Source organism: Novosphingobium sp. (assembly GCF_032093395.1).
In the GTDB taxonomy this organism is placed as follows: Bacteria; Pseudomonadota; Alphaproteobacteria; order Sphingomonadales; family Sphingomonadaceae; genus Novosphingobium.
The window spans coordinates 1-26496 of the sequence record NZ_DAMDBA010000068.1; the positions used below are offsets into that span (position 1 = coordinate 1).

At 64.6% G+C, this 26496-nt stretch carries 23 protein-coding genes and 1 other RNA gene; 6 read left to right on the plus strand and 18 right to left on the minus strand.

Going from position 1 to position 26496, the window contains the following annotated elements; all coding sequences use genetic code 11:
- The 3 genes from RT424_RS18640 to RT424_RS18650 all read right to left on the minus strand — a co-directional run.
- Positions 1-978: M2 family metallopeptidase (locus tag RT424_RS18640; RefSeq protein ID WP_313441267.1), on the minus strand; the 978-nt coding region annotated here is incomplete at its 3' end.
- Positions 979-1255: 277 nt separating this feature from the next.
- Positions 1256-2017 (minus strand): alpha/beta fold hydrolase, encoded by a 762-nt coding sequence (locus RT424_RS18645; protein WP_313441269.1) that lies wholly within the window; start codon positions 2015-2017, stop codon positions 1256-1258.
- Complete coding sequence (locus RT424_RS18650; RefSeq protein ID WP_313441271.1) at positions 2018-2461, minus strand: GFA family protein; 444 nt, start codon at positions 2459-2461, stop codon at positions 2018-2020.
- Positions 2462-2533: 72 nt separating this feature from the next.
- Here RT424_RS18650 and RT424_RS18655 point away from each other — a divergent pair, with 72 nt between their 5' ends.
- Positions 2534-2758 carry a hypothetical protein gene (locus RT424_RS18655; protein ID WP_313441273.1) on the plus strand — a complete coding sequence of 75 codons (225 nt, stop codon included), beginning with the start codon at positions 2534-2536 and terminating at the stop codon, positions 2756-2758.
- A 98-nt stretch (positions 2759-2856) separates the two neighbouring features.
- Here the strand turns inward: RT424_RS18655 and RT424_RS18660 are convergent, their stop codons facing one another.
- The 7 genes from RT424_RS18660 to hrpB all read right to left on the minus strand — a co-directional run bounded on the left by RT424_RS18660 (position 2857) and on the right by hrpB (position 12267).
- Positions 2857-3882 carry an aspartate-semialdehyde dehydrogenase gene (locus RT424_RS18660; RefSeq protein WP_313441275.1) on the minus strand — a complete coding sequence of 342 codons (1026 nt, stop codon included), beginning with the start codon at positions 3880-3882 and terminating at the stop codon, positions 2857-2859.
- 181 nt (positions 3883-4063) lie between these two features.
- Positions 4064-6466: an endopeptidase La gene (gene lon, locus RT424_RS18665; protein ID WP_313441277.1), complete on the minus strand. Its 2403-nt coding sequence runs from the start codon at positions 6464-6466 to the stop codon at positions 4064-4066.
- Positions 6467-6756: 290 nt separating this feature from the next.
- Positions 6757-7092 (minus strand): YbaB/EbfC family nucleoid-associated protein, encoded by a 336-nt coding sequence (locus RT424_RS18670; RefSeq protein WP_313441279.1) that lies wholly within the window; start codon positions 7090-7092, stop codon positions 6757-6759.
- A gap of 1 nt (position 7093) precedes the next feature.
- Complete coding sequence (locus RT424_RS18675) at positions 7094-9031, minus strand: DNA polymerase III subunit gamma/tau (RefSeq protein ID WP_313441281.1); 1938 nt, start codon at positions 9029-9031, stop codon at positions 7094-7096.
- 125 nt (positions 9032-9156) lie between these two features.
- An RNA gene (gene ffs, locus RT424_RS18680) (signal recognition particle sRNA small type) lies at positions 9157-9251 on the minus strand.
- A 223-nt stretch (positions 9252-9474) separates the two neighbouring features.
- Positions 9475-9753, minus strand: a complete 279-nt coding sequence (locus RT424_RS18685) for an ETC complex I subunit (protein ID WP_313441283.1) — start codon at positions 9751-9753, stop codon at positions 9475-9477.
- Between the two features lie 45 nt (positions 9754-9798).
- A complete protein-coding gene (gene hrpB / locus RT424_RS18690) occupies positions 9799-12267 on the minus strand; it encodes an ATP-dependent helicase HrpB (protein ID WP_313441285.1) in 2469 nt (822 codons plus the stop codon).
- A gap of 129 nt (positions 12268-12396) precedes the next feature.
- Here hrpB and RT424_RS18695 point away from each other — a divergent pair, with 129 nt between their 5' ends.
- A complete protein-coding gene (locus RT424_RS18695; protein ID WP_313441287.1) occupies positions 12397-14343 on the plus strand; it encodes an EAL domain-containing protein in 1947 nt (648 codons plus the stop codon).
- A gap of 3 nt (positions 14344-14346) precedes the next feature.
- Here the strand turns inward: RT424_RS18695 and RT424_RS18700 are convergent, their stop codons facing one another.
- Together RT424_RS18700 and RT424_RS18705 are read right to left on the minus strand one after the other, a co-directional pair.
- Positions 14347-15117, minus strand: coding sequence for a hypothetical protein (locus tag RT424_RS18700; RefSeq protein WP_313441289.1), 771 nt, complete (start codon positions 15115-15117; stop codon positions 14347-14349).
- A 260-nt stretch (positions 15118-15377) separates the two neighbouring features.
- Positions 15378-16394: a polyprenyl synthetase family protein gene (locus tag RT424_RS18705; RefSeq protein ID WP_313441291.1), complete on the minus strand. Its 1017-nt coding sequence runs from the start codon at positions 16392-16394 to the stop codon at positions 15378-15380.
- A gap of 108 nt (positions 16395-16502) precedes the next feature.
- Here RT424_RS18705 and RT424_RS18710 point away from each other — a divergent pair, with 108 nt between their 5' ends.
- Entirely contained in the window at positions 16503-16805 is a 303-nt protein-coding gene (locus tag RT424_RS18710) for a chorismate mutase (RefSeq protein WP_313441293.1), read from the plus strand.
- A gap of 193 nt (positions 16806-16998) precedes the next feature.
- Here RT424_RS18710 and RT424_RS18715 read toward each other — a convergent pair whose 3' ends face one another.
- From RT424_RS18715 to RT424_RS18730, 4 genes are all read right to left on the minus strand, one after another.
- The gene (locus RT424_RS18715; RefSeq protein ID WP_313441295.1) at positions 16999-17202 is read right to left on the minus strand and encodes a hypothetical protein; all 204 of its coding nucleotides are present in this window, start codon (positions 17200-17202) and stop codon (positions 16999-17001) included.
- Between the two features lie 101 nt (positions 17203-17303).
- The gene (locus tag RT424_RS18720; protein ID WP_313441307.1) at positions 17304-18620 is read right to left on the minus strand and encodes a HAMP domain-containing sensor histidine kinase; all 1317 of its coding nucleotides are present in this window, start codon (positions 18618-18620) and stop codon (positions 17304-17306) included.
- Between the two features lie 112 nt (positions 18621-18732).
- Positions 18733-19410, minus strand: coding sequence for a response regulator transcription factor (locus RT424_RS18725; RefSeq protein ID WP_021232972.1), 678 nt, complete (start codon positions 19408-19410; stop codon positions 18733-18735).
- 150 nt (positions 19411-19560) lie between these two features.
- The gene (locus RT424_RS18730; RefSeq protein ID WP_313441297.1) at positions 19561-19881 is read right to left on the minus strand and encodes a PepSY domain-containing protein; all 321 of its coding nucleotides are present in this window, start codon (positions 19879-19881) and stop codon (positions 19561-19563) included.
- A gap of 318 nt (positions 19882-20199) precedes the next feature.
- Between RT424_RS18730 and RT424_RS18735 the strand changes: the two genes are divergently transcribed.
- The 3 genes from RT424_RS18735 (at position 20200) to RT424_RS18745 (ending at position 23963) form a co-directional block, all read left to right on the plus strand.
- The gene (locus RT424_RS18735; protein WP_313441298.1) at positions 20200-21993 is read left to right on the plus strand and encodes an ABC-F family ATP-binding cassette domain-containing protein; all 1794 of its coding nucleotides are present in this window, start codon (positions 20200-20202) and stop codon (positions 21991-21993) included.
- 96 nt (positions 21994-22089) lie between these two features.
- Complete coding sequence (locus RT424_RS18740; RefSeq protein WP_313441299.1) at positions 22090-22662, plus strand: helix-turn-helix transcriptional regulator; 573 nt, start codon at positions 22090-22092, stop codon at positions 22660-22662.
- Positions 22663-22754: 92 nt separating this feature from the next.
- A complete protein-coding gene (locus tag RT424_RS18745) occupies positions 22755-23963 on the plus strand; it encodes a glycosyltransferase (protein WP_313441301.1) in 1209 nt (402 codons plus the stop codon).
- A gap of 84 nt (positions 23964-24047) precedes the next feature.
- Here the strand turns inward: RT424_RS18745 and secF are convergent, their stop codons facing one another.
- Both secF and secD read right to left on the minus strand, forming a co-directional pair.
- The gene (gene secF, locus RT424_RS18750) at positions 24048-25034 is read right to left on the minus strand and encodes a protein translocase subunit SecF (protein ID WP_313441303.1); all 987 of its coding nucleotides are present in this window, start codon (positions 25032-25034) and stop codon (positions 24048-24050) included.
- 12 nt (positions 25035-25046) lie between these two features.
- A partial coding sequence (gene secD / locus RT424_RS18755) for a protein translocase subunit SecD (RefSeq protein ID WP_313441305.1) occupies positions 25047-26496 on the minus strand: 1450 nt, incomplete at its 5' end.

Sequence of the window (26496 nt, forward strand, 5' to 3'; positions counted from 1 at the left end):
GAAGCCGAGCGACGAGTAGAAGCCCTCACCCGCCTTCACCATGTCGATCGGCGTGCGGCCCTGCGCCTTCAGCAGATCGCCGATATCATAGCCGAGATCGCCCGCTCCCTTCGGCGCGACCAGCGGATAGATCGTGCCCCATTCCTGCGCCCACATGTTGCCGAGCAGGTCGGCACGGATCGCCCCGGTCTTGGGCTGCACGGCATCGCCGTACTTCTCGTTGAGCTTGTGGCGCACGTAAGTGTGCAGCGCCATGTAGAGCGGCTTCACTTCTTCCCAGAGGCGCTGGGTTTCGGCCGAGAACTGCTCCGGCGTCATGTCGTAGCCCGAACGCCACATGGCGCCGACGTCGGCATAGCCGAGTTCCTTCGCGCCCTGGTTGGCGATGCCGACCATCTTCACGTAGTCGGCCTTCATCGGCTTGCCGACATTGTCGTGCCAGGTCGTCCACATTTCGGCGAACTCGGCGGGGGTGTGGGTCAGGTTACCCATTTCCGACTCGATGTCCGAACCGTTGATTTCCTTGCCGTCCAGCGTGCCGCGGCCCTTGCCGTAAGTGGAGGCCAGGCGCGTGCTGATCTCGCTGAGCTGCGCCGCCGCGCCGAGCGTCGTCGGCGCGGGCAGGACGATGCTCTGGCGCAGGATGCCCAGCTTGCGCGAAACGTCGGCATCGAGACCCGGCAGCTTCGCAAACTTCGCCGCTTCCACCGCATAGTTGACCTGCTTCTCGGTCAGCAGGCCGTTGGACTGCGCCGCCAGCGCATCGGTATCGTCGGTCAGGTAGGTGTAGTTCACCCAGTTGACGCGGGCATTGTCGACCGAGAAATCGAACAGGTCCTTCTCGGCAGCGGCCACGAACTCGGCGGCGCCTTGCGCGGTTTCCGGGTAGGACGGCGCGTCCTCGGCAAAGGCCGGCGCGGCCACGCCGAACGAAAGCCCTGCCGCGAGCGCGGCAAGCGCGGTGGATGCGAATTTCATGGGGTCGTCCTCATTTGTCTCTCTGATGGCGCGGGAGACTAGTCGCCCTCGGCGTGAGATCAACTGTTGAGGGAGGAAGAAAAGGGTAAAAGCAGGGGAGCAACGCCCCCCTGCACCCCCATTACCGTCTAGGTCTCGCGGACCAACAGCGTCGTGCGCCCATGGCTGCGTCGGGAGACTTAATGGCTGCGCCGCAAGGAGCGCACGACGGATAGGCGGCGCACAACGTCGCCAATTCCGAGGGTCCGGGGGATCATCCCCCGGTCTTCCTTTATCTTCAATCCAGCAGAAACTCGGCCAGAGCCCTGCCCATATCCTTGAACGTCACCGAAGACATGTGATTGCCCGGCGTCTCGACATAGCGCCCCTGCGGCAGCGCCTCGGCCAGTTCCGGCGCCGAGCCGTTGTCGTGATCCTCCGCCCCGCAAACGCAGAGTGTCGGCATGGCGATCTGAGCGATGGCGTCCGCGCCGGTATCATCCACCGAGCCCAGCAGCAGCCGCGCGGCGACGCGATCGATCTTCATCGACTTCATGAAAGCCTGCGCGACGAAAGCCTTGTCGCCGCGCTCGATCGTGCCGAAGCGGTCGATGGCATCCACGAAGTGCGCGCTGCGCCGCGCCCAGCCAGAGAGGCCGGAAAGGCCCATGCCGCCAAGGATCAGCTTGCGCGGAGCCAGACCCGCCAGCACGCCGCGCACCGAAGTCCGCGCGCCGAGCGAGAAACCGCCGAGGTCGTAATCGGTAAGGCCGAGCGCGGCGATCACCAACTTGAGGTCCTCGACCAGCACGTCGGCGGGATAGGCCTCGGGATCATGCGGCGCGCCGCTCTGACCATGCGCGCGCAGGTCCGGCATGAACACTTCGAACCCGGCATCGGCCAGGATCTTCGCATTGCCGTACTTGATCCAGTTCACGTCGGCGCTGGAGAAAAGGCCATGGAGCAGCAGCAAGGGCCGCGCGCCGGAATCGCCCGTGACATGCACCGCCAGATCGGTGCCCGCGTAACCTTCGATGACTTCCTTGCGCAGATCGCTCACTTAGGGAACCTCCAGTCCTGCCGCCTTCCAGCGCGAAGCGACGCTTTCGGTCGATGCGCTGTAGTGCCTGGGCAGGTCCTTGGTATCGAGCCACGCGGGATGCAAGCTCTCAGCACCGGAATGCGCCACGGGGCGAAAGAATTCCGGCTTGTCGAAGCTGCCGAGCGTCAGGTCCATGTTGCCGCTGCTCTCGATGAAGTCGAAGCCGAGAGGCGTGCCGCAGTGCGCACAGAACGGGCGATGCGCGATGGGGGAGCTTTGATACCAGTCAGGCTCGTGCGCCCATTGGACACCGGCCTTCGATACTTGCACGAAAGCCGCCGCGAAGCCGCCGGTCGCCTTCTGGCAATAGCGGCAGTGGCAAAGATAGGCCTCGTCGTTCTCGACCTTGGCCTCGTAGCGAATGCGGCCGCACTGGCAGCCGCCGGTCAGGGTTTGGCTCATCGGGTGAGAGTAACGTGCCCGCGAGCCGGCGCAAACCAAAGACATGACACAGCCGCCATGATAAACGGCCGCATGGAAATCCCTCTCGAAGAGACAAGCGGCGAAAACCTGCCGCTGAGCCGGCCGCAACGCCGCCTGCTGAAGCGCATCTATAACGGCCGGACCGTTCCCATCATGGCCGATGAGCAGCCTTTTCTGACTTATAAGGAAGCCGCGCGCTATCTTCTTACACTCGAAGGCGAGGCGCGCGATGCCGCCTATGCGCAGATGAAGGCGGTCGGGGACGAACGGGATTAAGGGCGGCGCGACGGGGCCCATAAAGCCAAAGCAAAAGGCCTGCGAAGCGCGTGCTTCGCAGGCCTTTTTTGCGTAAGTTCAGGCCTAAGCCTGCCGCATCAACCCTTCTTGAGGTGACGGCGGCCCAGCAGTTCGGCGATCTGCACCGCGTTGAGCGCAGCGCCCTTGCGCAGGTTGTCCGAGACGCACCAGAGCGCGAGGCCGTTCTCGACGGTCGGGTCTTCGCGAACGCGGCTGACGTAAGTCGCGCTGTCGCCCACGCTCTCGATCGGGGTGACGTAGCCACCGTCCTCACGCTTGTCGACAAGCATGATGCCCGGCGCTTCACGCAGGATGTCCTGTGCTTCCTCGGCCGAAATTTCGTTCTCGAACTCGATGTTCAGCGATTCCGAGTGGCCGACGAAGACCGGCACGCGCACGCAGGTGGCCTGCAGCTTGATCTTTGGATCGAGGATCTTCTTGGTCTCAACCACCATCTTCCACTCTTCCTTGGTCGAACCGTCGTCCAGGAAGCTGTCGATGTGCGGGATCACGTTGAAGGCGATCTGCTTGGTGAACTTCCTGGGCTCGACCTGATCGCCCACGAAGATCGCGCGGCTCTGCTCGAACAGTTCGTCGAGGCCCGCCTTGCCTGCGCCGGAAACCGACTGGTAGGTCGAGACGACGACGCGCTTGATCTTCGCCTTGTTGTGAAGCGGCTTGAGCGCCACGACCATCTGCGCAGTCGAGCAGTTGGGGTTGGCGATGATGTTACGCGCCTTGTAACCGTCGATCGCTTCCGGGTTCACTTCCGGCACGATCAGCGGCACGTCCGGGTCCATGCGGTAGAGCGACGAGTTGTCGATCACCACGCAGCCTGCGGCAGCGGCCTTGGGCGCATAGATCTTCGTAGGCTCGGAGCCCGCAGCGAAGAGAGCGATATCCCAGCCGGTGAAATCGAAATGCTCGATGTTCTTTACTTTGAGCATTTTGCCGGTTTCGCCGAATTCAATCTCGGTCCCGGTCGAACGCGACGAAGCCACCGCTGCGATTTCGTCGCAGGGGAATTCGCGCTCGGCGAGGATGTTGAGCATTTCGCGGCCGACATTTCCGGTCGCGCCGACGACGGCAACCCGGTAACCCATTTCAAGATCCTTCTAGCAAAATCCTGCGGCAAGGCGCATGGCAGGAAGGGGGCCGTTACAGGGTGCGCACGCCGGTGACAAGCGCCCTACGCAAAAGACTTTCTTTTAAGCACCCCAGTTCGACCGAAAATTGCCGCCGAGACACCCTCTCCGGAAATGGAAAGAGTGTCCGGCGACAGATTCAATGCGCGGTGGCGGAAGACGTCGGTGCCTGCGAAGGCGCCGCTGCCAGTTCGTCCGCCTCGGTCCACTCGATGGCCTCAAGCGGTTCGGTGAGCGCCTTGGCCAGCACTTCGTCGACATGCGAAACCGGGATGATGTCGAGCCCCTGTTTCACGTTATCGGGGATCTCCGCGAGATCCTTGCGATTCTCTTCCGGGATCAGCACGGTGGTGATGCCACCGCGCAGGGCCGCCAGCAGCTTTTCCTTCAAGCCACCGATCGGCAGCACCCGGCCGCGCAGGGTGACTTCGCCGGTCATGGCAACGTCCTTGCGCACCGGCACGCCGGTCAGGGTGGAGACGATCGACGTGACCATGCCGATACCCGCCGAAGGACCGTCCTTGGGTACCGCGCCCTCGGGCAGGTGGATGTGGATGTCCTTCTTCTGGATCGTCGAGGGCTTGATGCCATAGGCAGGCGAGCGGGCCTTGACGAAGCTGAAGGCCGCCTGGATCGACTCGCTCATGACATCGCCCAGCTTGCCGGTAGCCTTGATCTGGCCCTTGCCCGGAACGGTCACGCTTTCGATCGTCAGCAGTTCGCCGCCCACTTCGGTCCAGGCAAGCCCGGTAACGGCGCCCACTTGGTGCTCTTCCTCGCCCACGCCATGGCGGAACTTGCGTACGCCCGCGAACTCGGAGAGGTTTTCCGGGGTGATCGTGACGTCGCTCGCCTTGCCTTCCAGGATCTGGCGCAGCGACTTGCGCGCCAGCTTGGCGATCTCGCGCTCCAGCGTGCGGACGCCCGCCTCACGGGTGTAATAGCGGATCAGGTCGCGCAGGCCGTCCTGGGTCAGCGTGAACTCACCCTTCTTCAGGCCGTGCGCCTCCACCTGCTTGCGCACGAGGTGACGCTCGGCGATCTCGACCTTCTCGTCCTCGGTATAGCCTTCGAGACGGATGATCTCCATGCGATCGAGCAGCGGCTGCGGCAGGTTCAGGCTGTTCGCGGTGCAGACGAACATCACGTCCGACAGATCGATGTCCAGCTCCAGGTAGTGGTCCTGGAACTTCGCGTTCTGTTCCGGATCGAGCACTTCGAGCAGCGCCGAAGCCGGATCGCCGCGGAAATCCTGGCCCAGCTTGTCGATCTCGTCGAGCAGGAACAGCGGGTTGGACTTGCCGGCCTTCTTGAGGTTGGTCACGATCTTGCCCGGAAGCGAGCCGATATAGGTGCGGCGGTGGCCACGAATTTCGGCCTCGTCGCGCACGCCGCCCAGCGACTGGCGGATGAACTCGCGGCCCGTCGCCTTGGCGATCGACTTGCCCAGCGAGGTCTTGCCAACGCCCGGCGGCCCGACGAGGCACAGGATCGGCCCCTTCAGCTTGTTGGTGCGCGCCTGCACGGCAAGGTACTCGACGATGCGGTCCTTGACCTTGTCGAGCGCATAGTGATCCGCGTCGAGCACGGTCTGCGCTTCGGAAATGTCGCGCTTCAACTTGCTCTTCTTGCCCCAGGGCAGGCCCAGCAGCACATCGAGATAGTTGCGGATGACCGTCGCCTCGGCGCTCATCGGCTGCATCGACTTGAGCTTCTTCAGCTCGGCCGTGGCCTTTTCGCGCGCTTCCTTCGAGAGACGCGTCGCTTCGATGCGCTCCTGAAGCTCCTGAAGCTCGTTCGCCTCTTCGCCATCGCCGCCGCCGAGTTCCGACTGGATCGCCTTGAGCTGCTCGTTGAGGTAATACTCGCGCTGGGTCTTTTCCATCTGCCGCTTCACGCGGCCACGGATCTTGCGCTCCACCTGGAGCACGCCAAGTTCGCCTTCCATGAAGGAGAACACCATCTCCAGCCGCTTGAGCGGGTCCGGCTCGGAGAGCACGGCCTGCTTGTCGCCCACCTTGGCGGAAAGCTGCGCGGCGATCGTATCGGCCAGCTTGGCCGGATCCGAGATTTCGCCCAACTGGTCGCCCGCATCCTGCGAGAGCTTCTTGTTGAGCTTGGCATATTCGCCGAACTGATCGACGACGGAGCGCATCATCGCTTCGGTTTCGGTGCCGTCCGCCTCGACAGGCTCAAGGCGTTCGACCTGCGCCACCAGCATCTCGCCCTCGGCGGACTGTTCCGTGCGCAGGGCATCGAGCTTGGCGCGTTCCTGCCCCTCGACCAGCACGCGCACGGTGCCGTCCGGCAGCTTCAGAAGCTGGAGGACGCTGGCGATCACGCCCGTATCGTAGAGATCGTCACGGTCGGGATCGTCGCAGCCCGGATCGAGCTGGGCGAGGAGGAAGATGTCCTTTTCACCCGCCATCGCCGCTTCGAGCGCGGCCACGGATTTCTCGCGCCCGACGAAAAGCGGCACGACCATGCCAGGAAACACGACGATGTCGCGCAAGGGAAGCAGCGGAAGCAGGTTCAAGGTCATTTCCATTTCAACACACACGCGGGGCAGCTGAGAGCCCCCCGGCCTTCCCGAAACAATATGGGGCGCGGGACGATATGGGGTCTCTCGCGCACCGCGCAATGGGATTGCCGCCGAAAGACTGTGGAAGCGATAGCCGCATCACTTTCCCATTCCCCCTAGATCGCAACTCCGGAAAATACCGGAGCTTTGATCCAATATAGCGCAATTTCCCGGAATTTTCCCCAAACCTGACGGAAAACGCCTGACGGAAATCGCGCATCAAGGCCGTTCGGGACGAAAGAGCCCCTCGATCAAAACGGCATCTTGAAGCCCGGCGGCAGGCCCATGCCCTGCTGGGCCTTGGCCAGTTCTTCGCCCGCCACCGAATCCGCCTTGACGCGAGCGTCGTTGTAAGCGGCGGCGATCAGATCTTCGAGGATCTGCTTTTCGCCCGGTTGCATCAAGCTGTCGTCGATCGAGACGCCGATCACGCGACCCTTGGCCGAACAACGGATCTTCACCAGGCCGCCGCCGGAAAGTCCTTCGACTTCCATGGCGTCCAGCTTGTTCTGCGCCTCGTTCATCTGCTTCTGGATGGTCTCGGCTGCTTGCTGCGCTGCCTGGAGCATCTCTTCCATGGACTTCATCTCAACGTCTCCAATTGCGTCCGCCACCGCCGACGGCGAGGGGACGATCGTCTTCAATAATTTCCGCCTGCGGGAAGGCGGCCTTGGTCGCCACCACCAAAGGATGCTGGCTGACCGCATCGCTTTCGGCATTCTTCTTCGCTTCGGCCTGTTCGACGAGCGTGGGCATGGCGATGACGCCCTCCTGCTCGCCGAGCTTGTGGACTTCCCAGCGCTCGCCGGTCGCCTTGGCAAGTGCCCCACGCAGCAGACCTGCGATGTCTTCGCTGAAACCCTGCGGTTGCGCATAGCGCAGGAGCCCGGAGCCAAGCTCGACGACGCGAACCTGCATGCGCATGGTGTTCGCGATCGAAAGTTCGCCCATGTGCTCGACGTCTTCGACCAGTTCTTCCCAGCGCCGGACCTCAACTGCGGCTGTCGGCGCGGGAGCAGCCAGAGCCGCGGAAGCGCCGTCCGCACCGCCGCCATCTACGGCCCGGGAAGTCTCAGGCGCAGCGACCGGAGCGCGGGCAGCCAGTTCCTCCAGCTTCTTCACCAGCGAACCCGGATCCGGCATGTCGGACGCGTGCAGGATCCGCAGCAGCGCCATCTGCGCAGCCACCAGCGGATCGGGCGCGGACTTCACTTCCTCATGACCCTTGAGCAGGAGCTGCCAGATGCGATGGACCTGTCCGGCCTTGAGCGCCTTGGCCCAGCCCTCGATCGCCTCTCGCTCCTCCGCCGAATGCGCATCGTGCGCGCCGCCCGCCACTTGCGCCACCGCCACGCGATGCACCAGCGTCATCAGCCCGCGCATGATCGCGATCGGCTCGACGCCCAAGGAGAACTGGCGCTCCACGAGTTCGAGCAGTTCGCCACCCTTTCCGTCGAGGATCGCGGTGATGAGGTGCCGCTGCACGCTCTTGTCCGAAAGGCCCAGCATGTCGCGAACCTTGTCGGCCCGGACCTGTCCCTCTCCGTCGAGATCGGCATGAGCGATCGCCTGGTCGAGAATCGACAGGCCGTCGCGCACCGAACCCTCGGCGGCGGCAGCGACCATGGCGAGCGCCTCTTCCTCTGCCTCGACGCCTTCCAGCCCGCAGACCTTGGCGAAGTGCCCGGCCAACATCGGCGCGGGGATGCGCCGCAAGTCGAAGCGCTGGCAGCGGGACAGTACCGTGACCGGCAGCTTGTCCACTTCGGTAGTCGCGAAAAGGAACTTCACATGGGCCGGCGGCTCCTCAAGTGTCTTGAGCAAGGCATTGAAAGCATTGCGGGACAACATGTGAACTTCGTCGATGATGTAGATCTTGTAGCGCGCCGAGACGGCGGCATAGCGCACCGCTTCGATGATCTCGCGCACGTCGTCGACGCCGGTGTGGGAAGCGGCGTCCATTTCGATCACGTCGATATGACGCCCTTCGGCGATCGCCCGGCACGGCTCGCACTGACCGCAAGGGTCGATGGTGGGGCCCCCCTGCCCGTCGGGTCCGATGCAGTTGAGCGCCTTGGCGATCAGGCGAGCGGTGGAAGTCTTGCCCACCCCGCGCACGCCGGTCATCAGGAAGGCATGGGCCAGCCGGTCGCGCTTGATGGCGTTGGCGAGGGTCTGGACCATCGCTTCCTGCCCGATCAGTTCCGCGAAAGTCTGCGGGCGATACTTGCGCGCGAGCACGCGATAGGGCTGCGCGGAAGCTTCCGGGGAACTTGGCTTCGGCGCGGCCGGTTTCGGCGCGTCCGGTTTCGAAGCGGCCGGCTTTGTTACGACAGGCTCGACTTCGGGTTCGACCGCAGCCGACTCGATCGGCGCAGGTTCCGGTGCGGGCGCAGGCGCAGGTTGGGGATCACCGAACATCGACGCCTGTCCCGCCTCTTCCAGCTCCGCCGGGCTCGGAGCGGCGTCTTCCTCCTTGTCATCCCAGGGAGGTGTATCGCCGAACATGTCGCGTGAATCGTTCATCGCCTGCCAAACTAGGGGCGTGGCGCCGGAATGTCAGGGGAAAAGCAATTTGCTCCACAGCCCAGAGCCGAAACCGCGCCGAAAAGCCTGCGCTTCGGCGGGTACGCTATCTTGTCACGATGTGGGCTGAAGGAGCCGGGCGACCCGCCGCTATCCGTTGTGGCTGCTTCCTTCCGGACCTGACCAGGTTGGCGAACGCAAACGTCCACCCGACTCCCGGCCGGGCATATGGCGGCCCGCGAAAGGTTTGTCCAGCCCGGATCTCCAGACTTTTCGCCCGGTTTTGCCCCAGGGCTCCAGCTTGTCTTCGCGAGGCAGTCCTAAACGGCATCGGCCCGCGCTTTCCTCTGGAAAACGCGGGCCGATCATGCCTGGAAAAGCGCGCTAGCGCGTGAATTGAAGCGCGGCGAGCGCACTAATTAAAGCGCGCAAGCGCGTGGATGTCAGCGGAAGTTGTCGGCGTAGGCCTGGATCTTCAGGCGGCGTGGCGGCGTGGCATGGACTTCGGCCTCGATGCCGTAGCGTTCGGCGTAGGCCTTGGCCTCCTCCACGGTCGGGAACTTCAGCGTGACCTGCTGCTGCATGTCGCCGGAGCCGGCCCACCCCATCAAGGGATCGGGCTTCTTCGCTTCGGAGGGAGCGAATTCGAGGACCCACTGGTCAAGCAGTGCCTTGCCGGACTGCATGGCGTTCTTCGGGCGCTGATAGATGCGTGCACTCATGGCCCAGCGCTTTGCCTCCGAATCAGGGAGAGAATCAAGCGCAAATCACGTATTCCTGCTTCTCTCGAACGCATTGCGCGTCTTCAGGCTGGGATCTTCGGTCCACGGCTGGTCCGGCCAGCGGTGCCGGGGGTAGCGACCTTTCATGTCGCGCTGCACGTCGCGCCACGATCCCCGCCAAAATCCGGGCAGGTCGCGCGTGGTCTGGATCGGCCGCCCCGCAGGAGAGGTCAGCTTGAGCAGGAGCGGCTGCGCGGGCTGCCCGAAGGTCGGATGGCGATCCAGACCGAACAGCGCCTGCACGCGCACTTCCACACTGGGGCCGCCCTCGTCCTCGTAGTCGATCGCATGGGTGCTTCCGGCCGGGCTGCGGAATTCCGGCGGTGCAAGCCTTTCGAGGCTTTGCTGATCGTCCCAGGTCAGGCGATTGCGCAAGGCTTCGGCAAGCGCCCCCTTGTCGATCGCATCGAGCCGCCGCCCCAGCAGCGGGCCCAGCCAATCGTCCAGATCAATGACCAGCGCCTCCTCTGAAAGCGCCTCAATTCCCGCATAGCGAGCCCGCCGCAGCAGCGACAGGCTGCCTTTGCCGAAAGGAACGAGATCGAGGCCCTTCTCCCGCACGCGTTCCAGCAGGAATGCCGAGATCGCGTTGGGATCCGGCGCGGGATCGGGGCCGCTTGCCAGCGTGATAGCCCCCAGACGCCGCTCCAGACGTGCTTCGACCCGCCCCTCCGCCTCGTTCCAGCGCATGACCGACCGCCGCTCGATTCGATCGGCCAGGCCTTGCTCGACTTCGGAGGTCTCCAGCGAAGCGCCGGACAGGATGCGCGCGCCCTTGGCCTGTCCTTGCGCATCGCCGATCACCAGCCATTCGCGCGTGGCCAGCGGCGAGACCGGATCGAGCACATAGCCCCTGCCCCCGGCCGAGAGCCAGTTCTCGCCCGTCGCATCGCGGCGGCGTGCCACCATGTCCGGACGGCCGAGCGCCAGCAGGACTCCGGCGGGAATGTCATGGCCATCGCCAGCGCCCGAGGTCAGCCCACGCGCGCGCCGTGCCCAGCCGGCCGCCAACTTGCGCGAGGCTTCCGCACGAGGGGAGCGATCGCCGTTCCAGCGGGAGAGACGCTGCGCCAGATCCTCGCTGCGACCGCCCAGCCCGCGCTCCTGAAGCAGCAGGGCGAGCTTTGCCGCATCCACCGCCGCGCCTCGCTCGGCGGCATGGAGGATCATGGCGGCCTGCGCCGGATCCATCGGCAGGGAAGCGACCTTGCCTCCAAAAGACGTGATTCGCGCGTCTCCATCCAGGGCGCCAAGCGTCTGGAGCTGGCGCCTGGCGGCTTCCAGCGCCGGGGTCGGCGGCGGATCGAGCCAGGCCATGGCCGCCGGATCGCCAGCTCCCCACTGCGCCAGGGAGAGCGTGAGCGGAGCGAGATCGCTCGTGAGCATTTCCGGCGGATCGAACTCGGGCCGTCCTGCGTGGGCCGCCTCTTCCCAAAGGCGATAGGCCGTTCCGGGCCCTTGGCGGGCGGCGCGTCCGGCGCGTTGCGCTGCCGAGGCACGGCTGGCGCGGTTCGTCACCAGTCTGGTAACGCCCGCCGCCTTGTCGAACTCGGCACGGCGCGACAGGCCGCTGTCCACCACGACCGAGACGCCATCCAGAGTCAGCGAGGTTTCGGCGATCGCGGTGGACAGCACCACGCGGCGGCGGCCTTGCGGATCGCGGCGGATCGCCGCGCGCTGGGCCGCGGGCTCACATTGCCCATGCAACGGCAGGACGAGCGGCGGCAGGGCAAGCGACTGGGGCAGCTTTTCCGCCAGGCGTTCCGCCACCCGATCTATTTCGCGCACGCCGGGAAGAAAGGCGAGGATATCCCCGTCCTGCTCGCGCCATGCGGTCAGTACAGCGGTGGCCATGGCGTCTTCGATTCGCTGATCCGGCGATCCTCCGAGCCAGCGAATCGAGAGCGGCCATGCCTTGCCTGCGCTCTCGATCACCCGAACCCCACTGCCCAGGAGGCGCGAAAAGCGCGTCCCGTCGATGGTGGCGGACATCACGACGATGCGCAGGTCTTCGCGCAGAACCTGCCCTGATTCGATGGCGAGCGCGAGGCCGAGATCGCTGTCGAGATGCCGCTCGTGCGCTTCGTCGAAGAGTACGGCGGACACGCCGGAAAGCTCCGGATCGGAGACGATAGTCGCCACGAAGATCGCCTCGGTCATCACCAGAACCCGGGTTCGCGCCGAGCGTTTCACGTCGAGGCGGGTGACATAGCCGATCGTTTCGCCGGCCCTCTCGCCCAACTGTTCGGCCATCCGCTCGGCGGCGGCCCGCGCGGCCACGCGGCGCGGAGACAGCAGGATGACAGTGCCGGTACACCAGGGCTCGTCCAGCAGCGCCGGGGCCAGCGCCGTGGTCTTGCCCGCCCCCGGCGGCGCTATCAGCACAGCGTGAGGACCGTCACGCAATGCGGACAGGACTTCGGGCAATACGGATAGGATGGGAAGCCCGCTCACGCATGCTCCTTATGAAGCGGGAAAGGCTTCGTCCATCTCATTGCCGGGTCCGAAACGGATGAGACTGTTCGAGACGTCCACGCTTCATCAAGGAATTATACCTAAGCAAAACTCTCAGGAGTTCTCGTGTTGTCCGACGTCAATTCGTTCCAGAACAAGATGCACCGTGCCGGGCACTATCCGCTGCCCGTGGCGCAGTTCTTGGGTCTGCGCGAGCGAATCCCACCGCTCTACGGGCTGTTGTCGGTCAACGCGGCGATTCTCGCCTATACGCACCGGGCGTTGGCGCCGGGCTACCTGACCCTGACGATCCCGGCGATCCTTATCGCCGGGTGCCTGATCCGCATGCTGGTATGGCTGCGCCCCATCGGCCAGCAAGACCTCGACGCGCATCTGGCCCTGCGGCGCATGCGCAGGGCGATCTGGCTTTCGCTGGTCTTCGCGACGGCCTTCACGATCTGGTCGCTGTGCCTGGATCGCTATGGCGGGCCGTACGAGCATGGCCATGTCGCGGTCTTCGTCTCGGTGACGGTGCTGGGCTGCGTGTTCTGCCTTACATTCCTGCCCACGGCGGCATTGCTGATCTGCCTGACCGCCCTCGGGATGTTCCTGGCCTATTGCGTTGCCACGGGTTCCGCCACGCTCACGGCGATCGCCATCAACATCGCCCTGGTGGCCGCCGTGATCCTCAAGATCCTGCGCGATACCTACGATTCCTTCGTCGAACTGGAAGGCGCCCAGCGCGAACTGCGGGTAGAACGCAGGCAGGCACAGGCACTGGGCGACGAGAACGCACGCCTCGCGCAGACCGACGCGCTCACCGGCCTGCCGAATCGCCGCTACTTCTTCGCTGCTCTGGAAACCCTGCTCGAAAGGGCCGAGGATCAGGTCTTCTGTGTGGGACTGATCGACCTCGACCGCTTCAAGCCGGTCAACGACACTTATGGCCACGCGCAGGGCGACCGCCTGCTCCAGGTCATCGGTTCCCGCCTGGTCGCGCAATGCGATCCTTCCGTAACGATCGCCCGTCTGGGCGGAGACGAATTCGGTTTCATCGTGCCGGGCGGCCCGGACGAGGCGGAAGCCATCGCGCAGAAGTTCTGCACCGCGATCCGGATGCCGGCGCGCATAGGCGAAGTGACGGTGGCGGTCGGCGGCTCCGCCGGAATCGCGATCCATCCCGACAGCGCCCGCAATGCCCATTCGCTCTACGATCGCGCCGACTTCGCGCTCTATCACGCCAAGAACCACCGCCGTGGACAATGCGTGCGCTTTTCCGATCAGCTGGAAACGCTGATCCGGTCCGAGCAGGCCCTCGATGCGGCGATGCAGCGTGCAGAGCTGTCGCGCGAACTTTCCGTCGCCTACCAGCCGATCATCGCGACCGAAAGCAACCAGCCGGTCAGCTTCGAATGCCTGGCTCGATGGACTTCGCCCGTCCTCGGGGAAATCGCGCCAGAGATGATGATCGCATCGGCAGAACGGGTGGGCCGGGCGCGGGAGGTGACGGCAACGCTGTTCGACCGCGCTCTGGATACGCTGGCCCTCTTGCCTCACCCGCTCTCGATCTCGTTCAACCTCTCAGGCCATGACATCTCGGATGCGGAGACGGTCGCCACTCTGCTGGAGAGCATCTCGCGCAGCGGTTGCGATGCGCGGCGCCTGACGTTCGAGATTACCGAGACCACCCTGATCGCCGAAGTCGACAAGGCGCGCGAAGTGCTGGATCGCCTGCGGGCAACCGGCGCGCGCATTGCGCTGGACGATTTCGGAACCGGTTATTCCAGCCTTTCGTCGCTGCACCAGTTGCCTTTGGACATGGTCAAGATCGATCGCAGTTTTGCGCCGCGCCTTGACGAAGCCGTGGGCCGCCGCCTGATCTCGGCGATCCGCAACCTGGCCCGCGCGCTGTCGCTGGAATGCGTGATCGAGGGAATCGAGACGGAGGACCAGCTTCTCAGCGCACGCATCGCCGGCTTCTCACTGGCTCAGGGCTTCCACTTTGCGCGGCCCATGGCGCTCGAAGAGATGCTGGTCATGGTGGATGCCTCGTCGAAAGCCTGGCACCTGGCCTGATGATCAGCTTGCCCGCCGGGTTCCGTAATCGATGCGGATGCGTACCCAGGTGCCAAGCTGCGGCTTGCCGTTGATGCGCGGCGGCAGCACTTCGAACTGCCAGGCCGCGTTGAGCACCGCCCGGCCAAACCCGGACCCTCGCGGCGATTCGCCCAGGATCTGGCAATTGTCGACCTTGTAATTGTCGATGGTCTGGCAGGCGATCATGCCCCAGCCGGTATCGGGCCGCTTCGCCGGAAGATAGCCGCCCAACTGCGCATCGGTCGGACGGCGGAACCAGTCGGCATTGTAGAGCGTGGCGCCGCCCGGACCTTCACCCGGCCCATAAGTCCCACCGGAACCGGCAGGTGCGGGCGAGGACTGCGCAAGCCCCTGCCCCTTCATCTTGCCGATATCGGCCGCCGCGAATTCCTGGCTCGACAACTTCAGGAAGGTGAAGGCCGGCTTCTTCTCGACCGGCTTTTCGACAGGCGGGGTCAGCACCTTCTCCTGAACGACGGCCGCCTTTTGCTCCTGCTTCCGTTCGACCTTCTTCTCTTCGCGCTGCTTGGGCGTGGCAGGCTTCTCGCCGCCCTTGTCGCGATCGTGATCCACGACATCGAACGTCGTCAGCGACGTGGTTTTCTTGGCCAGTTCGGGAACGAGCCCGGTCTGATAGATCGCCGCCAGCAGCGCGAGCAGGATCAGTCCCCCGGAGAGGATCGAAGATACGAGGCGTTGGCGCGGTGACCCGGGCTGATAGCCCGATGACACCAGCTCGGATTCGGCGGGCATGGCGCGGGTTGATAGGGTGCTTCCCATGCCACGGCAATTGCGGGCTTGTTGCACCCTCATTGCATTGCGACGTGTTGCCCGAAAAACCCACCCGGGCGCAGCCCCGGATGCTTCAGAAGAACCGAAACGGCGCAGGATCGGCCAAATCGTCATCTACCTGTCCGGCAAACAGCTGATTCTGGTTCATACTGGCTGAACGCAGATACGAAAACGCCGGGCACGATGGCCCGGCGTCGGTAGTTCATTGCCGGAAGGGTTTCTCAGTAGCGGCGCGCCACCGCGAATTCCACGGCCTCGCACATCGCTTCGCGCGCGGCGCCGGCCGGGAAGATCGACAGCGAATCGATGGCCCGCTGGGCATAAAGGCGCGCGCGCTCACGCGTCGCCTCCACGCAGCCGTGACGGTTGATGAGCTTCACCGCATGGGCCAGGTCTTCGTCCTCGGTGCGGAAGCCGGCAATGGCGTCTTCCCAGAACTTGCGTTCCTCGGCGTTGCCCCGCGCATAGGCCAGGATCACCGGCAGGGTCATCTTGCCCTCGCGGAAGTCGTCGCCCTTGTCCTTGCCCGATTCGGACGCCTCGGAATCGTAGTCGATCGCATCGTCCACCAACTGGAAGGCGATGCCCAGGTTGCGGCCATAGGAATCGAGCGCGTGTTCTTCGGCCTCGCTCTTCTCGGCAACGATCGCCGGGATGCGGGTGGCGGCAGCGAACAGAGCGGCCGTCTTCGAACCGATGATCTGGAGGTAGTGTTCCTCGCTCGTCTCGATCCGGCGCTGGGCGGTCAACTGATCGACCTCCCCCTCAGCGATGATCGAACTGGCCTTGGAGAAAATCTTGAGAACCTTGAGGCTGCCGTCTTCCACCATCAGCTCGAAAGCGCGGGTGAACAGGAAGTCGCCCACCAGCACCGTGGCGGGATTGCCGAACACGATATTGGCGGCGGCCTTGCCCCGGCGCATGTCGGAACCGTCTACCACGTCGTCATGCAGCAGCGTGGCGGTGTGCAGGAACTCCACGGCGGCGGCCAGCTTGTGGTGGCGCGTGCCCTGGTAGCCGCAGACTTCCGCCGCGGCGACCATCAGCATCGGGCGCATGCGCTTGCCGCCGCCCGAAATCAGATGCCCGGCAAGCGCCGGGATGAGCGGAATTTCGCTCTGCATCCGGTCCAGAATGACGGCATTGACGCTGTTCATGCCGGGAGCGGTGAGCGCCAGCATGGGAGCGAGGGTAGGCTGCGACCCGCGTGCGCGCAGGGGGAGAACTTCGGCACTCATCGCACCGCGCATTGCGCGTTCGGCGACCGTAACGCAAGAGCGAATGCCATCGGCCGGACAAACGCCCCGACTGGAAGAGCCGGCGAAGCCGTGCTAGCGGACCTCGCGATGACCCAGGACACTCCCGCAGCCGACCCCGTTCTCGCCGGTTTCCGTGCGAGCATCGACAATATCGACGCCGCCCTGATCCACATGCTGGCGGAACGCTTTCGGATCACCCAGGCCGTCGGCGCCTACAAGGCCCGGAACGACCTGCCCGCCTCGGACACCGGCCGCGAGGAGCGACAGATCGTGCGCCTGCGCAAGCTTGCGGAAGAGGCCAATCTGGATCCGGATTTCGGCGAAAAGTTCATCCGCTTCATCATCGACGAAGTGATCCGCCACCACGAGCGGGCGAAGAACGAAACCTGACATTTGGATGCAACGTCGTCCCGGACTTGATCCGGGACCGCTGGCCGGGACTAGCCCAACTGTCGGCAGGGCGCTTCAAAGCAAACTATCGCCTAAAGATTTGACAGCGGTCCCGGATCAAGTCCGGGACGACGCCTGTCTAAAACCTTATTCTTGGCCGGCCTGAAAACTAGCTCTTCGCCAGCTTGAAACCTTATTCCTCGACCAGATCCTGCAGCTTCGACATCAGCGTCTGGATGCGGGTTGCGGCCTCGGTGAACGTGGTTACGTCTTCGCGGTTGTTGTTGCCGCGCGCTTCCTTGGCAGCCTCGACATAGCCTTCGAGGTCGGCTTCCAGCGCATCGACGATCATTTCGATCTCGTCCGACGACAGCGAAAGTTTGATGGAATCGGTCATGAGCATATCCTTGATCTGATAGACCGCGCCAATGGGGACGAATGGCCGAGGCCGCAACCGCCTGTGCGCCCCTTCCCCCGAAAAACCCGCCCGGACAACACTCAGAAATCCACGCGCGGCAGCTTGAGCTTGACCAGAAGACCGCCCAGATCCTCGCTTTCGTCAAGCTCCACGGTACCACCGTAAATCTCCACGACATCGCGAACGATGGCAAGGCCCAGCCCGGTGCCGGGCTTGCCGGTATCGAGGCGCGCACCGCGATCGAAGATGCGGATGCGCTCGGCTTCCGGGATGCCCATGCCGTCATCCTCGATCCAGATTTCGCAGAACCGCGAGGTGCGGTCGGTATCGACGGTGACGAAAACGCTGCCGCCACCGTACTTGGCGGCATTCTCGATCAGATTGCCGAGAATCTCTTCGAGATCCTGCTTTTCCAACGCGACCGCGACATCGTGATTGCCGTCGAGATCAAGACGCGCCTGGTCGTAAAGGCGCTCGACGGCGCGCAGGACCGCCTCCACGCTGGGCCAGACTTCCGCGCGCGATTGCCCCACCGCACGGCGGCCCACCGCCCTTGCCCGCGCGAGATGATGATCGACCTGACGACGCATGACCGCCGCCTCGCGAATCACGGTATCCGAAAGATCGGGGGCCTTGGCGGTGGCGGCGTTCATCACGACGGTCAGCGGCGTCTTCAGCGCATGGGCAAGGTTGCCGGCATGGGTACGCGCTTCCTCGGCCTGACGCTCCGTATGGGCGAGCAGGGCGTTGAGCTCGTTCACCAGCGGCTCCACTTCCTGCGGTAGCGGCTGAGTGACCCGGCTGGCGCCGGTCGTACGCAGCTTCTGGATTGCCCGGCGTACATGCCGCAGCGGAAACAGGCCGTACCAGGTCTGCATTCCCGCCATGAGCAGCAGGCCGAAACCTAGCGCAACGAAGCTGTAGACGAGGATGCCGCGCACCATCTTGATCTGGTCGTTGAGATCGGCGCGACTGGCGGCGACGGTGAACATCCACTGGGCGTCGCTGCCGGGAAGAATGACGGCACGCTCCATCACGCGCAAAGGCTCGCCGGGAAACTGGTCGCTGTCGTAGACGTGCTGCCGGGCGTCGAAATGCTCAGGGGGGACGTTGATGGTGCGATCCCAGAGCGAGCGCGAGGGGAAATCCTCATGCCCCTTGGCGCGAATCTGCCAGTAGAGGCCGGAATTCGGCTCCAGGAATCGCTGATCGCCGAGCGGGCGGATGAAGAACACCTCTCCGTCCGGCCCGATTTCCACCGAGCCGATCATGCCGGTCAGCATGTAGCCCAGGCCTTCGTCGAAATTGCGGGTGATGAGGCCGGTCAAGGTCCGGTCGAGCCCAAGCCCGCCGACCAGCAGCAGAATGAAGATCCACCCCGCTGCGATCAGCATCATGCGACGGGCCAGCGAACCGGTGTTCGCGGACCTTACATGGGCGCCGCCGACGCTGCCGGCATCGACTTCGTCCACCGTCACAGAGCCCTGGCCCGGTTCCGGGGCCGGCACGTCACCCGCGGCCGGGTTCTGCGGGATCGTCGAGGCTGTAGCCAAGGCCACGGATCGTCGTGATGACATCGGCACCCAGCTTCTTGCGGATGCGGGTGACGAAAACCTCGATCGTATTCGAATCGCGGTCGAAATCCTGATCGTAGATATGCTCGATCAGTTCGGTGCGGCTGACCACCTTGCCCTTGTGGTGCATGAGGTAGGACAGCAGCTTGTATTCCTGCGCGGTGAGCTTCACCGGCTCACCGGCCAGGGTGACGCGCCCGGAGCGGGTGTCGAGCCGCACGTCCCCCGCGGTCAGTTCGCTGGAGGTGTTGCCCGAGGCACGGCGGATCAGCGCGCGCAGGCGGGCGATCAGTTCCTCGGTCTGGAACGGCTTGGCCAGGTAGTCGTCGGCTCCGGCATCGAGCCCGGCCACCTTGTCGGACCAGGAATCACGTGCGGTCAGCACCAGCACGGGGAAATTGCGCCCTTCCCGGCGCCACATGCCCAGCACGGTCAGTCCGTCGATCTCGGGCAGGCCGAGGTCGAGGATCACGGCGTCGTATTCTTCGGTGGAGCCCAGGAAATGCCCATCCTCGCCATCGACGGACAAGTCTACGGCATATCCGGTCTGTTCCAGCGTGGTCTTGAGCTGGTTGCCGAGCGTGGGTTCATCCTCGACGATCAGGATGCGCAATTCGATGTCTCCCTTGGTGAGGACGGAGCCGCGAAAACGGCCCGCCGGGCGGAGTTCAAATGGGGCGAAAGCCCGGCACCGTCAAGCGACGGCCCCTCGGTTGGTTCCCGCTGCCCGGCGGGAAGATCAGCGCGGCGATCAGCGAGACGTTCAGCGAGACTGGCCGATCACCCGCCCGGTGCGGGCATCCACGTCTACGAAATAGACCCGGCCATTCTGGATGAACTTCAGGCGATAGGCCATGGCCGCCGAATCGTAATCCGGCCCAAGATACTGCTTGCCGGACATCCGGGGCAGCACGATCTGTTCGATCTCGCGGATCGAAAGGATGTTGCCGGCACGTCGCTCGCGGCGCACCTCGCCTTGCTCGCCACCGGGGTCGGCATGGGCTGTCAACGTGGGCGCGACCAGTCCGAAGGCCGCCAGGGCCAGGGCGGCAGGAGCCGTCAGGAAAGAAAGAGCCTGTTTCATATCGACTTGCTGCCTAACCCTGCCGCCTTGAACAAGTCCTGAATGTGGCAGGAAGGCGGCACCGCAGAACGGGTGTGGCCGAAATCACACGCGCATCCTTAGGGTGTGTGGGATTCAGTTCAGGTGGAGCCGAGAAGGGTGGGCTTTTGCGACCCGGAGCGCAGCGTACTTTATGTACGTGAGCACCGGAAGCGCGAAAGGCCGCCGTTCGCAGGCCCGCCTGGGCTGAATCCCCAAACACCCTAGACGCTCTGCGCGCCGCGATCTTCTTTCCGGGCAACTTGCCAGCCCCCCGTCGCTGCCTGTAGGGCGCGCGCCATGGCAATTGCACCGATCCTCAGCTGGGAAGGCCTCGGCCTTATCCAGGGCTCCGGCTGGCTCTTTCAAGACCTCGACATCAACATCGGTCCGCGCGACCGGCTGGCTCTGATCGGCCGCAACGGCGCGGGCAAGACGACACTGCTGAAACTGATCGCCGGAACCGTCGATGCCGACAAGGGCACCCGGTCGGTGCAGCCCGGCACGCGCGTCGTGACCCTGGAGCAGGACCCATTCTTCACTGGGTTCGACACCCTTCTTGATTTCGCCATCCATGGCGACGACGCACCCCAGCAGCATGAAGTAGAGGCCATCGCCGACCAGCTGGGCATCGATCTTTCGCGCGAGGCGAAAAGCGCGAGCGGCGGCGAGCGGCGGCGAGCGGCGCTCTGCCGCGCCCTCGCCTCCGAGCCCGACCTGCTGCTGCTGGACGAGCCGACCAACCACCTCGACCTCGCCGCCATCGACTGGCTGGAATCCTGGCTCCAGCGCTACAACGGCGCCTTCGTGGTGATCAGCCACGACCGCACGTTCCTGACCCGCCTGACCAATGCGACACTCTGGCTCGACCGGGGCGGCCTGCGCCGCCGCGACATCGGCTTCGGCGGCTACGAAGCCTGGGAAGAGGAAGTCTACGCCGAGGAAGCCCGTGCCGCGGCCAAGCTCGACGCCAAGCTGAAGATCGAGGCGCACTGGCTGGAGCGCGGCGTCACCGCGCGGCGCAAGCGCAACCAGGGCCGCCTAGCCAAGCTGTGGGAAATGCGTGCCCAGCGCGCTTCGATGATGGGTCCGCAGGGCGCCGCCAAGCTCGCCGTGGTGGCGGACGACAGCAAGACCAAGTCGGTCATCGTCGCCGAGCATGTGACGAAGCGCTTCGGAGCCGGAGACACGCAGCGCACGGTCATCAAGGACTTCAACTTGCGCATCCAGCGCGGCGACCGCATCGGCGTGGTCGGCGCCAACGGCTCGGGCAAGACGACGCTGCTCAAGATCCTGATGGGCGAGCTTCAGCCCGATGAAGGCAAGGTGACGCGCGCGGCGACGCTGGACGCCACCGTGATCGACCAGCAGCGCAGCCGGATGAGCCCGGAAATGCGCATTCGCGACGTTCTGGCCGAAGGTGGCGACTGGATCGACGTGGTCGGCGTGCGCAAGCATATCCAGGGCTACCTCAAGGACTTCCTGTTCGATCCCGGTCTGGTCGAGGCGAAAGTCGGCACTCTCTCGGGCGGCGAGCGCTCGCGCCTGCTGTTCGCCCGCGAATTTGCCCGCACCTCGAACCTGCTGGTGCTGGACGAGCCGACCAACGACCTCGACCTCGAAACGCTGGACCTGCTCCAGGAAGTCATCGCGGACTACGACGGCACCGTGCTGATCGTCAGCCACGACCGTGACTTCCTCGACCGCACCGTCAACGTCACGCTTGGTCTCGACGGCTCCGGCCATATCGACGTCATCGCGGGCGGCTATGCCGATTGGGAAGCGAAGCGTCGCGAACGCACGAGTGCCGGCAAGGTCAAGGCAAAGGGCGAAACCGCCGCGCCTCCGCCGATGCCGCCCAAGAAGGGCAAGCTCTCCTACAAAGACCAGCGCGATTACGAACTGCTGCCCAAGCGGATCGAGGAACTGGAAGCCGCTATCGCCCGCGACGAGGCTGCCATGGCCGACCCGGCGCTTTACACGCGCGATCCGGGGAAATTCGCCACCCTGACGGCCGCCATCGAAAAATCGCGCGGCGAAAAGGACGCAGCCGAGGAACGCTGGCTGGAACTGGCAGAGCAGGTCGAAGGGTAGCGCCGGCAAAGGTCATGCGAAAAATCCCCATGGCCTTGCCAAAACCAATTACAGGCGTGATGTGCGGGAACCATATCGGTTAACCGGCGAGACTCGATGATAAACCGTATCCGCGACATCCGCCTGCAAAAGGGTCTCACTCTCGCGGACGTGGCGGCGGCCTGCCAGCCCCCCACTACCGCCCAGACCATCGGCCGGCTGGAAACGGGGATGCGCAACCTCTCGCTCGCCTGGATGAACCGCATCGCTGCGGCTCTGAGCGTGGAGCCCGAGAGCCTTTTGCGCAGCGAGGCAAGCGCCGTCCCGATCGTCGTCGCCGTGCTCTCCGAAAGCGGCGTCGAAAGTCCACGAACACGCCGGGAAGCCCTGCTGCCAAGCGATCTCGCAACCGATGCGCCGTGGATGGTCCTGGAAGTGGGAGCGTCCTGCGGCGAGTATCGCGCCGGAGACCAGGTCTGGCTGCGGCAGCACGACTGGCACGATGCCGCACGGCTGGTGAACCGCGATGTCCTGGCGCCCTGCCCCGCCGGCCGTTTCGCCTTCGGCCGCCTGCTCGATCGCACCGAGGCGGGACTGGTCCTTCTACCGCCCGCCAGCGGCCAGAAACCGATCGCGACGGAACCGCCGCCTTGGCTGGCGGTTGCGGAGATGCTTGTCAGAAAGCTCTAGGTTTTTGGCTTTTCCGCGTTTTCCGAGTCATCAGGTAATTCCACCTGATGACTCGGAAAACGCTCTAACTTTCGCTCGGTAAAAGGCAGCCCATGCGCATCCTGTCCCTCGCCACCCTGTTTCCCAATCCGGTCAAGCCCAGCTTCGGCGTCTTCGTCGGCAACCAGATGCGGGCGATCGTCGCGGGCGGCGAAGTGGACCTCGTCATGGTCAGCCCCATAGGCGTTCCGCCCTGGCCGTTGTCCGGACGCCACCCTTATGACAAGCTGAGGCTCGTTCCGGAGATCGACGATTCTGCGGGCCTGACAGTCCATTATCCGAAGTTCACCCTGATTCCGAAGATCGGCGGAAACGGCAATCCGGCGCGAATCGCCCGTGCCGTGCTGCCGCTGGTTCGCCGCCTCCACGCCGAAAAGCCATTCGATCTCGTCGATGCGCAGTTCTTCTTCCCAGATGGCCCCGCCGCCGCGCTGCTGGCGCGCGAGCTGGGGATTCCACTTACGGTCAAGGCGCGCGGGGCCGACATCCATTACTGGAGCCAACGCCCGGCCGCGCTGGATCAGATGCGCCAGGCCGCGCGGCAGGCTGTCGGCATCCTGGCCGTCAGCAAGGCCCTGCGAGAGGACATGGTCGCACTGGGAATGCCGCGCGAGCGCATCGGCGTCCATTATACCGGGCTGGATCATGAGCGCTTTCATCCCATCGAACGCGGCGCCGCCCGCGCGCTCGTCTCGGCCATGCCCAACCTTGGCATCTGGCCGGAAGGACCGCTGATCGTCACCCCCGGCTCCCTGATTCCGCGCAAGGGCCAGGCGCTGGTGATCGAGGCGCTCGCCCGCCTGCCCGGCGCCCGCCTCGCCCTTGCCGGCGTCGGTGAGGACGAAAAGCCCCTGCGTGCGCTGGCAGATCGGCTGGGCCTTGGCGATCGCGTCCAGTTCCTCGGCCTCGTCGGTCATGACCTGCTACCCCATGTGCTCTGCGCGGCAGATGTGCTGGTCCTTCCTTCCGCCAGCGAAGGTCTTGCCAACGTCTGGATCGAGGGGCTCGCCTGCGGCACGCCGATCGTCGTTCCCGACATCGGCGGCGCGCGGGAGGTGGTGCAGGATCCCAGCGCGGGCCGCATTGCCGAGCGCACGCCCGAAGCGATCGCCGCCGCCGTCAGCGACATTCTTGCCGACCCGCCGAGCCAATCGGACGTTTCCGCCCATGTCAGCCGGTTCTCCTGGGGCGTGAATGCCCAGAACCTGGTTCGTTTCTGGCGCGACGTCCTGTCCGGCGAACCGATCTACGCCGCCGCCTGATACGAAAAGGGCCGCTCCTTGCCGGAGCGACCCTCTCGATTGCGATGTCTTCTGGTTCAGGCCGGAAGGTTCACGGAAGAAGGCTTATGGACGGGCGCCACCCTCGCGGGCGAGCCGGTCCTGACGATCGATCTCGCTTTCCTGCTTCACGAACGTATCGGACTTCACCCCCAGCCAGATCAGGATCGGCGCCGACATGAAGATCGAGCTGTAGGTACCGATGAAGATGCCCAGGGTGATGGCGGCGGTGAAGCCGAAGATCACGTCGGGGCCGAGGAACAGCAACGACACGAGCATGATCAGCACCGAAAGCGAGGTGGCGATCGTGCGCGACAGCGTCTCGTTCACCGAGAGGTCGAGCAGTTCGTTCATCGGCATGCGGCGATGCTTCTTCATGTTCTCGCGGATACGGTCGTAGACCACGATCTTGTCGTTCAGCGAGTAACCGAGCAAGGTCAGCAGTGCGGCGACGATGTTGAGGTCGAACTCCATCTGCGTCAGCGAGAACATGCCCACGGTCAGCAGGATGTCCTGCACCAACGCGAAGAGCGCACCCACCGCGAATTGCCACTCGAAGCGGATCCAGATGTAGATCGAGATGAACACCATCGCGAGGCCAAGTGCGAGCATACCCGTGTGGAACAGCTCGCCCGAGACTTTGCCCGAGACCGAATCGACACCGTCGACGCGGGCATCGGCAAAGTCCTGGCGGACCTTCTCGGTGATCTTGCGGGCCATCCCGTCAGCCAGCTTGGGATTGTCTTCCGCGCCTTCGGGCAGCTTCATGCGCACCGAAACTTCGTTCGGCTTGCCGAAAGTCTGGATCACCGGCTCGCCGAAGCCGAGCGAGTCCACGCTGTCGCGCAGTTTGGCGACAGGCGCGGTCGCGCTCTGTTCGAAGGTCACACGGATCATCTGGCCGCCGACGAAGTCGACGCCCAGGTTGAGCCCGAAAGTGAACAGCAGCACGATCGAGGCGGCCATGGCCAGCAGGTTGCTGATGAAGAACGGCCACTGCCAGCGCAGGAAGTGGATGTTCGTGTGATCGGGAATGAGCTTGAGGAGCTTCATGCGCCAGTACCTTTATACGTTCAGGTCGCTGGGACGGGCGCGACGCAGCCAGCCCGCAACCCACATGCGGCTCATCGTGACGGCGGTGAACACCGAAGTGACGATGCCGATCATCAGCACGACCGCGAAGCCGCGAACCGGGCCCGACCCGAAGGCGAACATCAGCACTGCGGCGATCGAGTTGGTGATGTTGGCGTCGAAGATGGCGCGGCTCGCCTCCTTGTAGCCCAGTTCCACCGCCTGCACGACGCGGCGCCCGCGATGGCGCTCCTCGCGAATACGCTCGTTGATGAGCACGTTCGCGTCGACCGCGGCACCGATCGTCAGCACGAACCCGGCGATGCCGGGAAGCGTCAGCGTGGTGCCCAGTACGGCCATGATACCCAGGATCATCAACACGTTGATGAACAGCGCCAGGTTCGCATAGACGCCGAAGCGGCCATACGTGAAGAAGATGAACAGCATCAGCAGCACGGTGCCGACGCCCATGGCGACGACGCCCTTCTGGATCGAATCGGCGCCGAGGTCCGGACCGACTGTGCGTTCCTCGACGACGGTGAGATCCACCGGAAGCGCACCCGAACGCAGCGAGATGGCAAGCTGCGTGGCCGACTGAACGTTGAAGCTGCCCGAGATCTGCGCGCTGCCACCCAGGATCGGCTCGTTGATGCTGGGCGCGGAAAGAGCCTTGCCGTCGAGGATGATGGCGAAGCGCTTGCCCACGTTCTCCGTCGTCAGCTTGGCGAACTTCTCGCCGCCCTGCTGGTTGAAGGTGATCGAAACGACGGCCGCGTTGGTCTGCGGCTCGAAGGCCTGCTTGGCGTCGGTCAGTTCGTCGCCCTTGATGCCGCCCAGACGCTTCACCGCGATGACGGGCACGCCGCCGGCCGCGGGAGAAGTGGGATCGGCGTAAGGCACGATCTCCGACCCCGGCGGGACGATGCCCTTGGCCAGGTCGCTTGGCACGGCCGTTTCGTCGACCAGCTTGAATTCGAGCTTGGCGGTCTGGCCGAGCAGGTTCTTCAGTGCCGCCGGATCCTGGAGGCCGGGAACCTGCACGTCGATTCGCGTGCCGCCAAGACGGCGGATATCCGGCTCCTTGGTGCCGAGCGCGTCGATACGCTTGCGCACGACTTCGACGGCGGTTTCCATTGCGCTGCTGATGGCAAGGTCGATGCCGGCCTGCGTGGGCACGAGGATGAAACGCGTGCCGTCCTGCACCGTGATATCCCAGTCGCGCTGGCCGGTAAGGCCCGCGCCCGAGGTCAGCGGCAGAATCGCTTCGCGCGCCGCGTCGACCTGCGAAGGGTCGCGGACAGTGAAGGCAAGCTGGCCGCCGGTGCTGGAAAAGTCGCCGATAGCGATGGTCGGGCTGGCCTGGCGCAGGCGCGTGCGCACGGATTCTTCCATGCCTTCGAGGCGCTGCTGCACCACCTGCTGGCGATTCGCCTCAAGCAGGAGG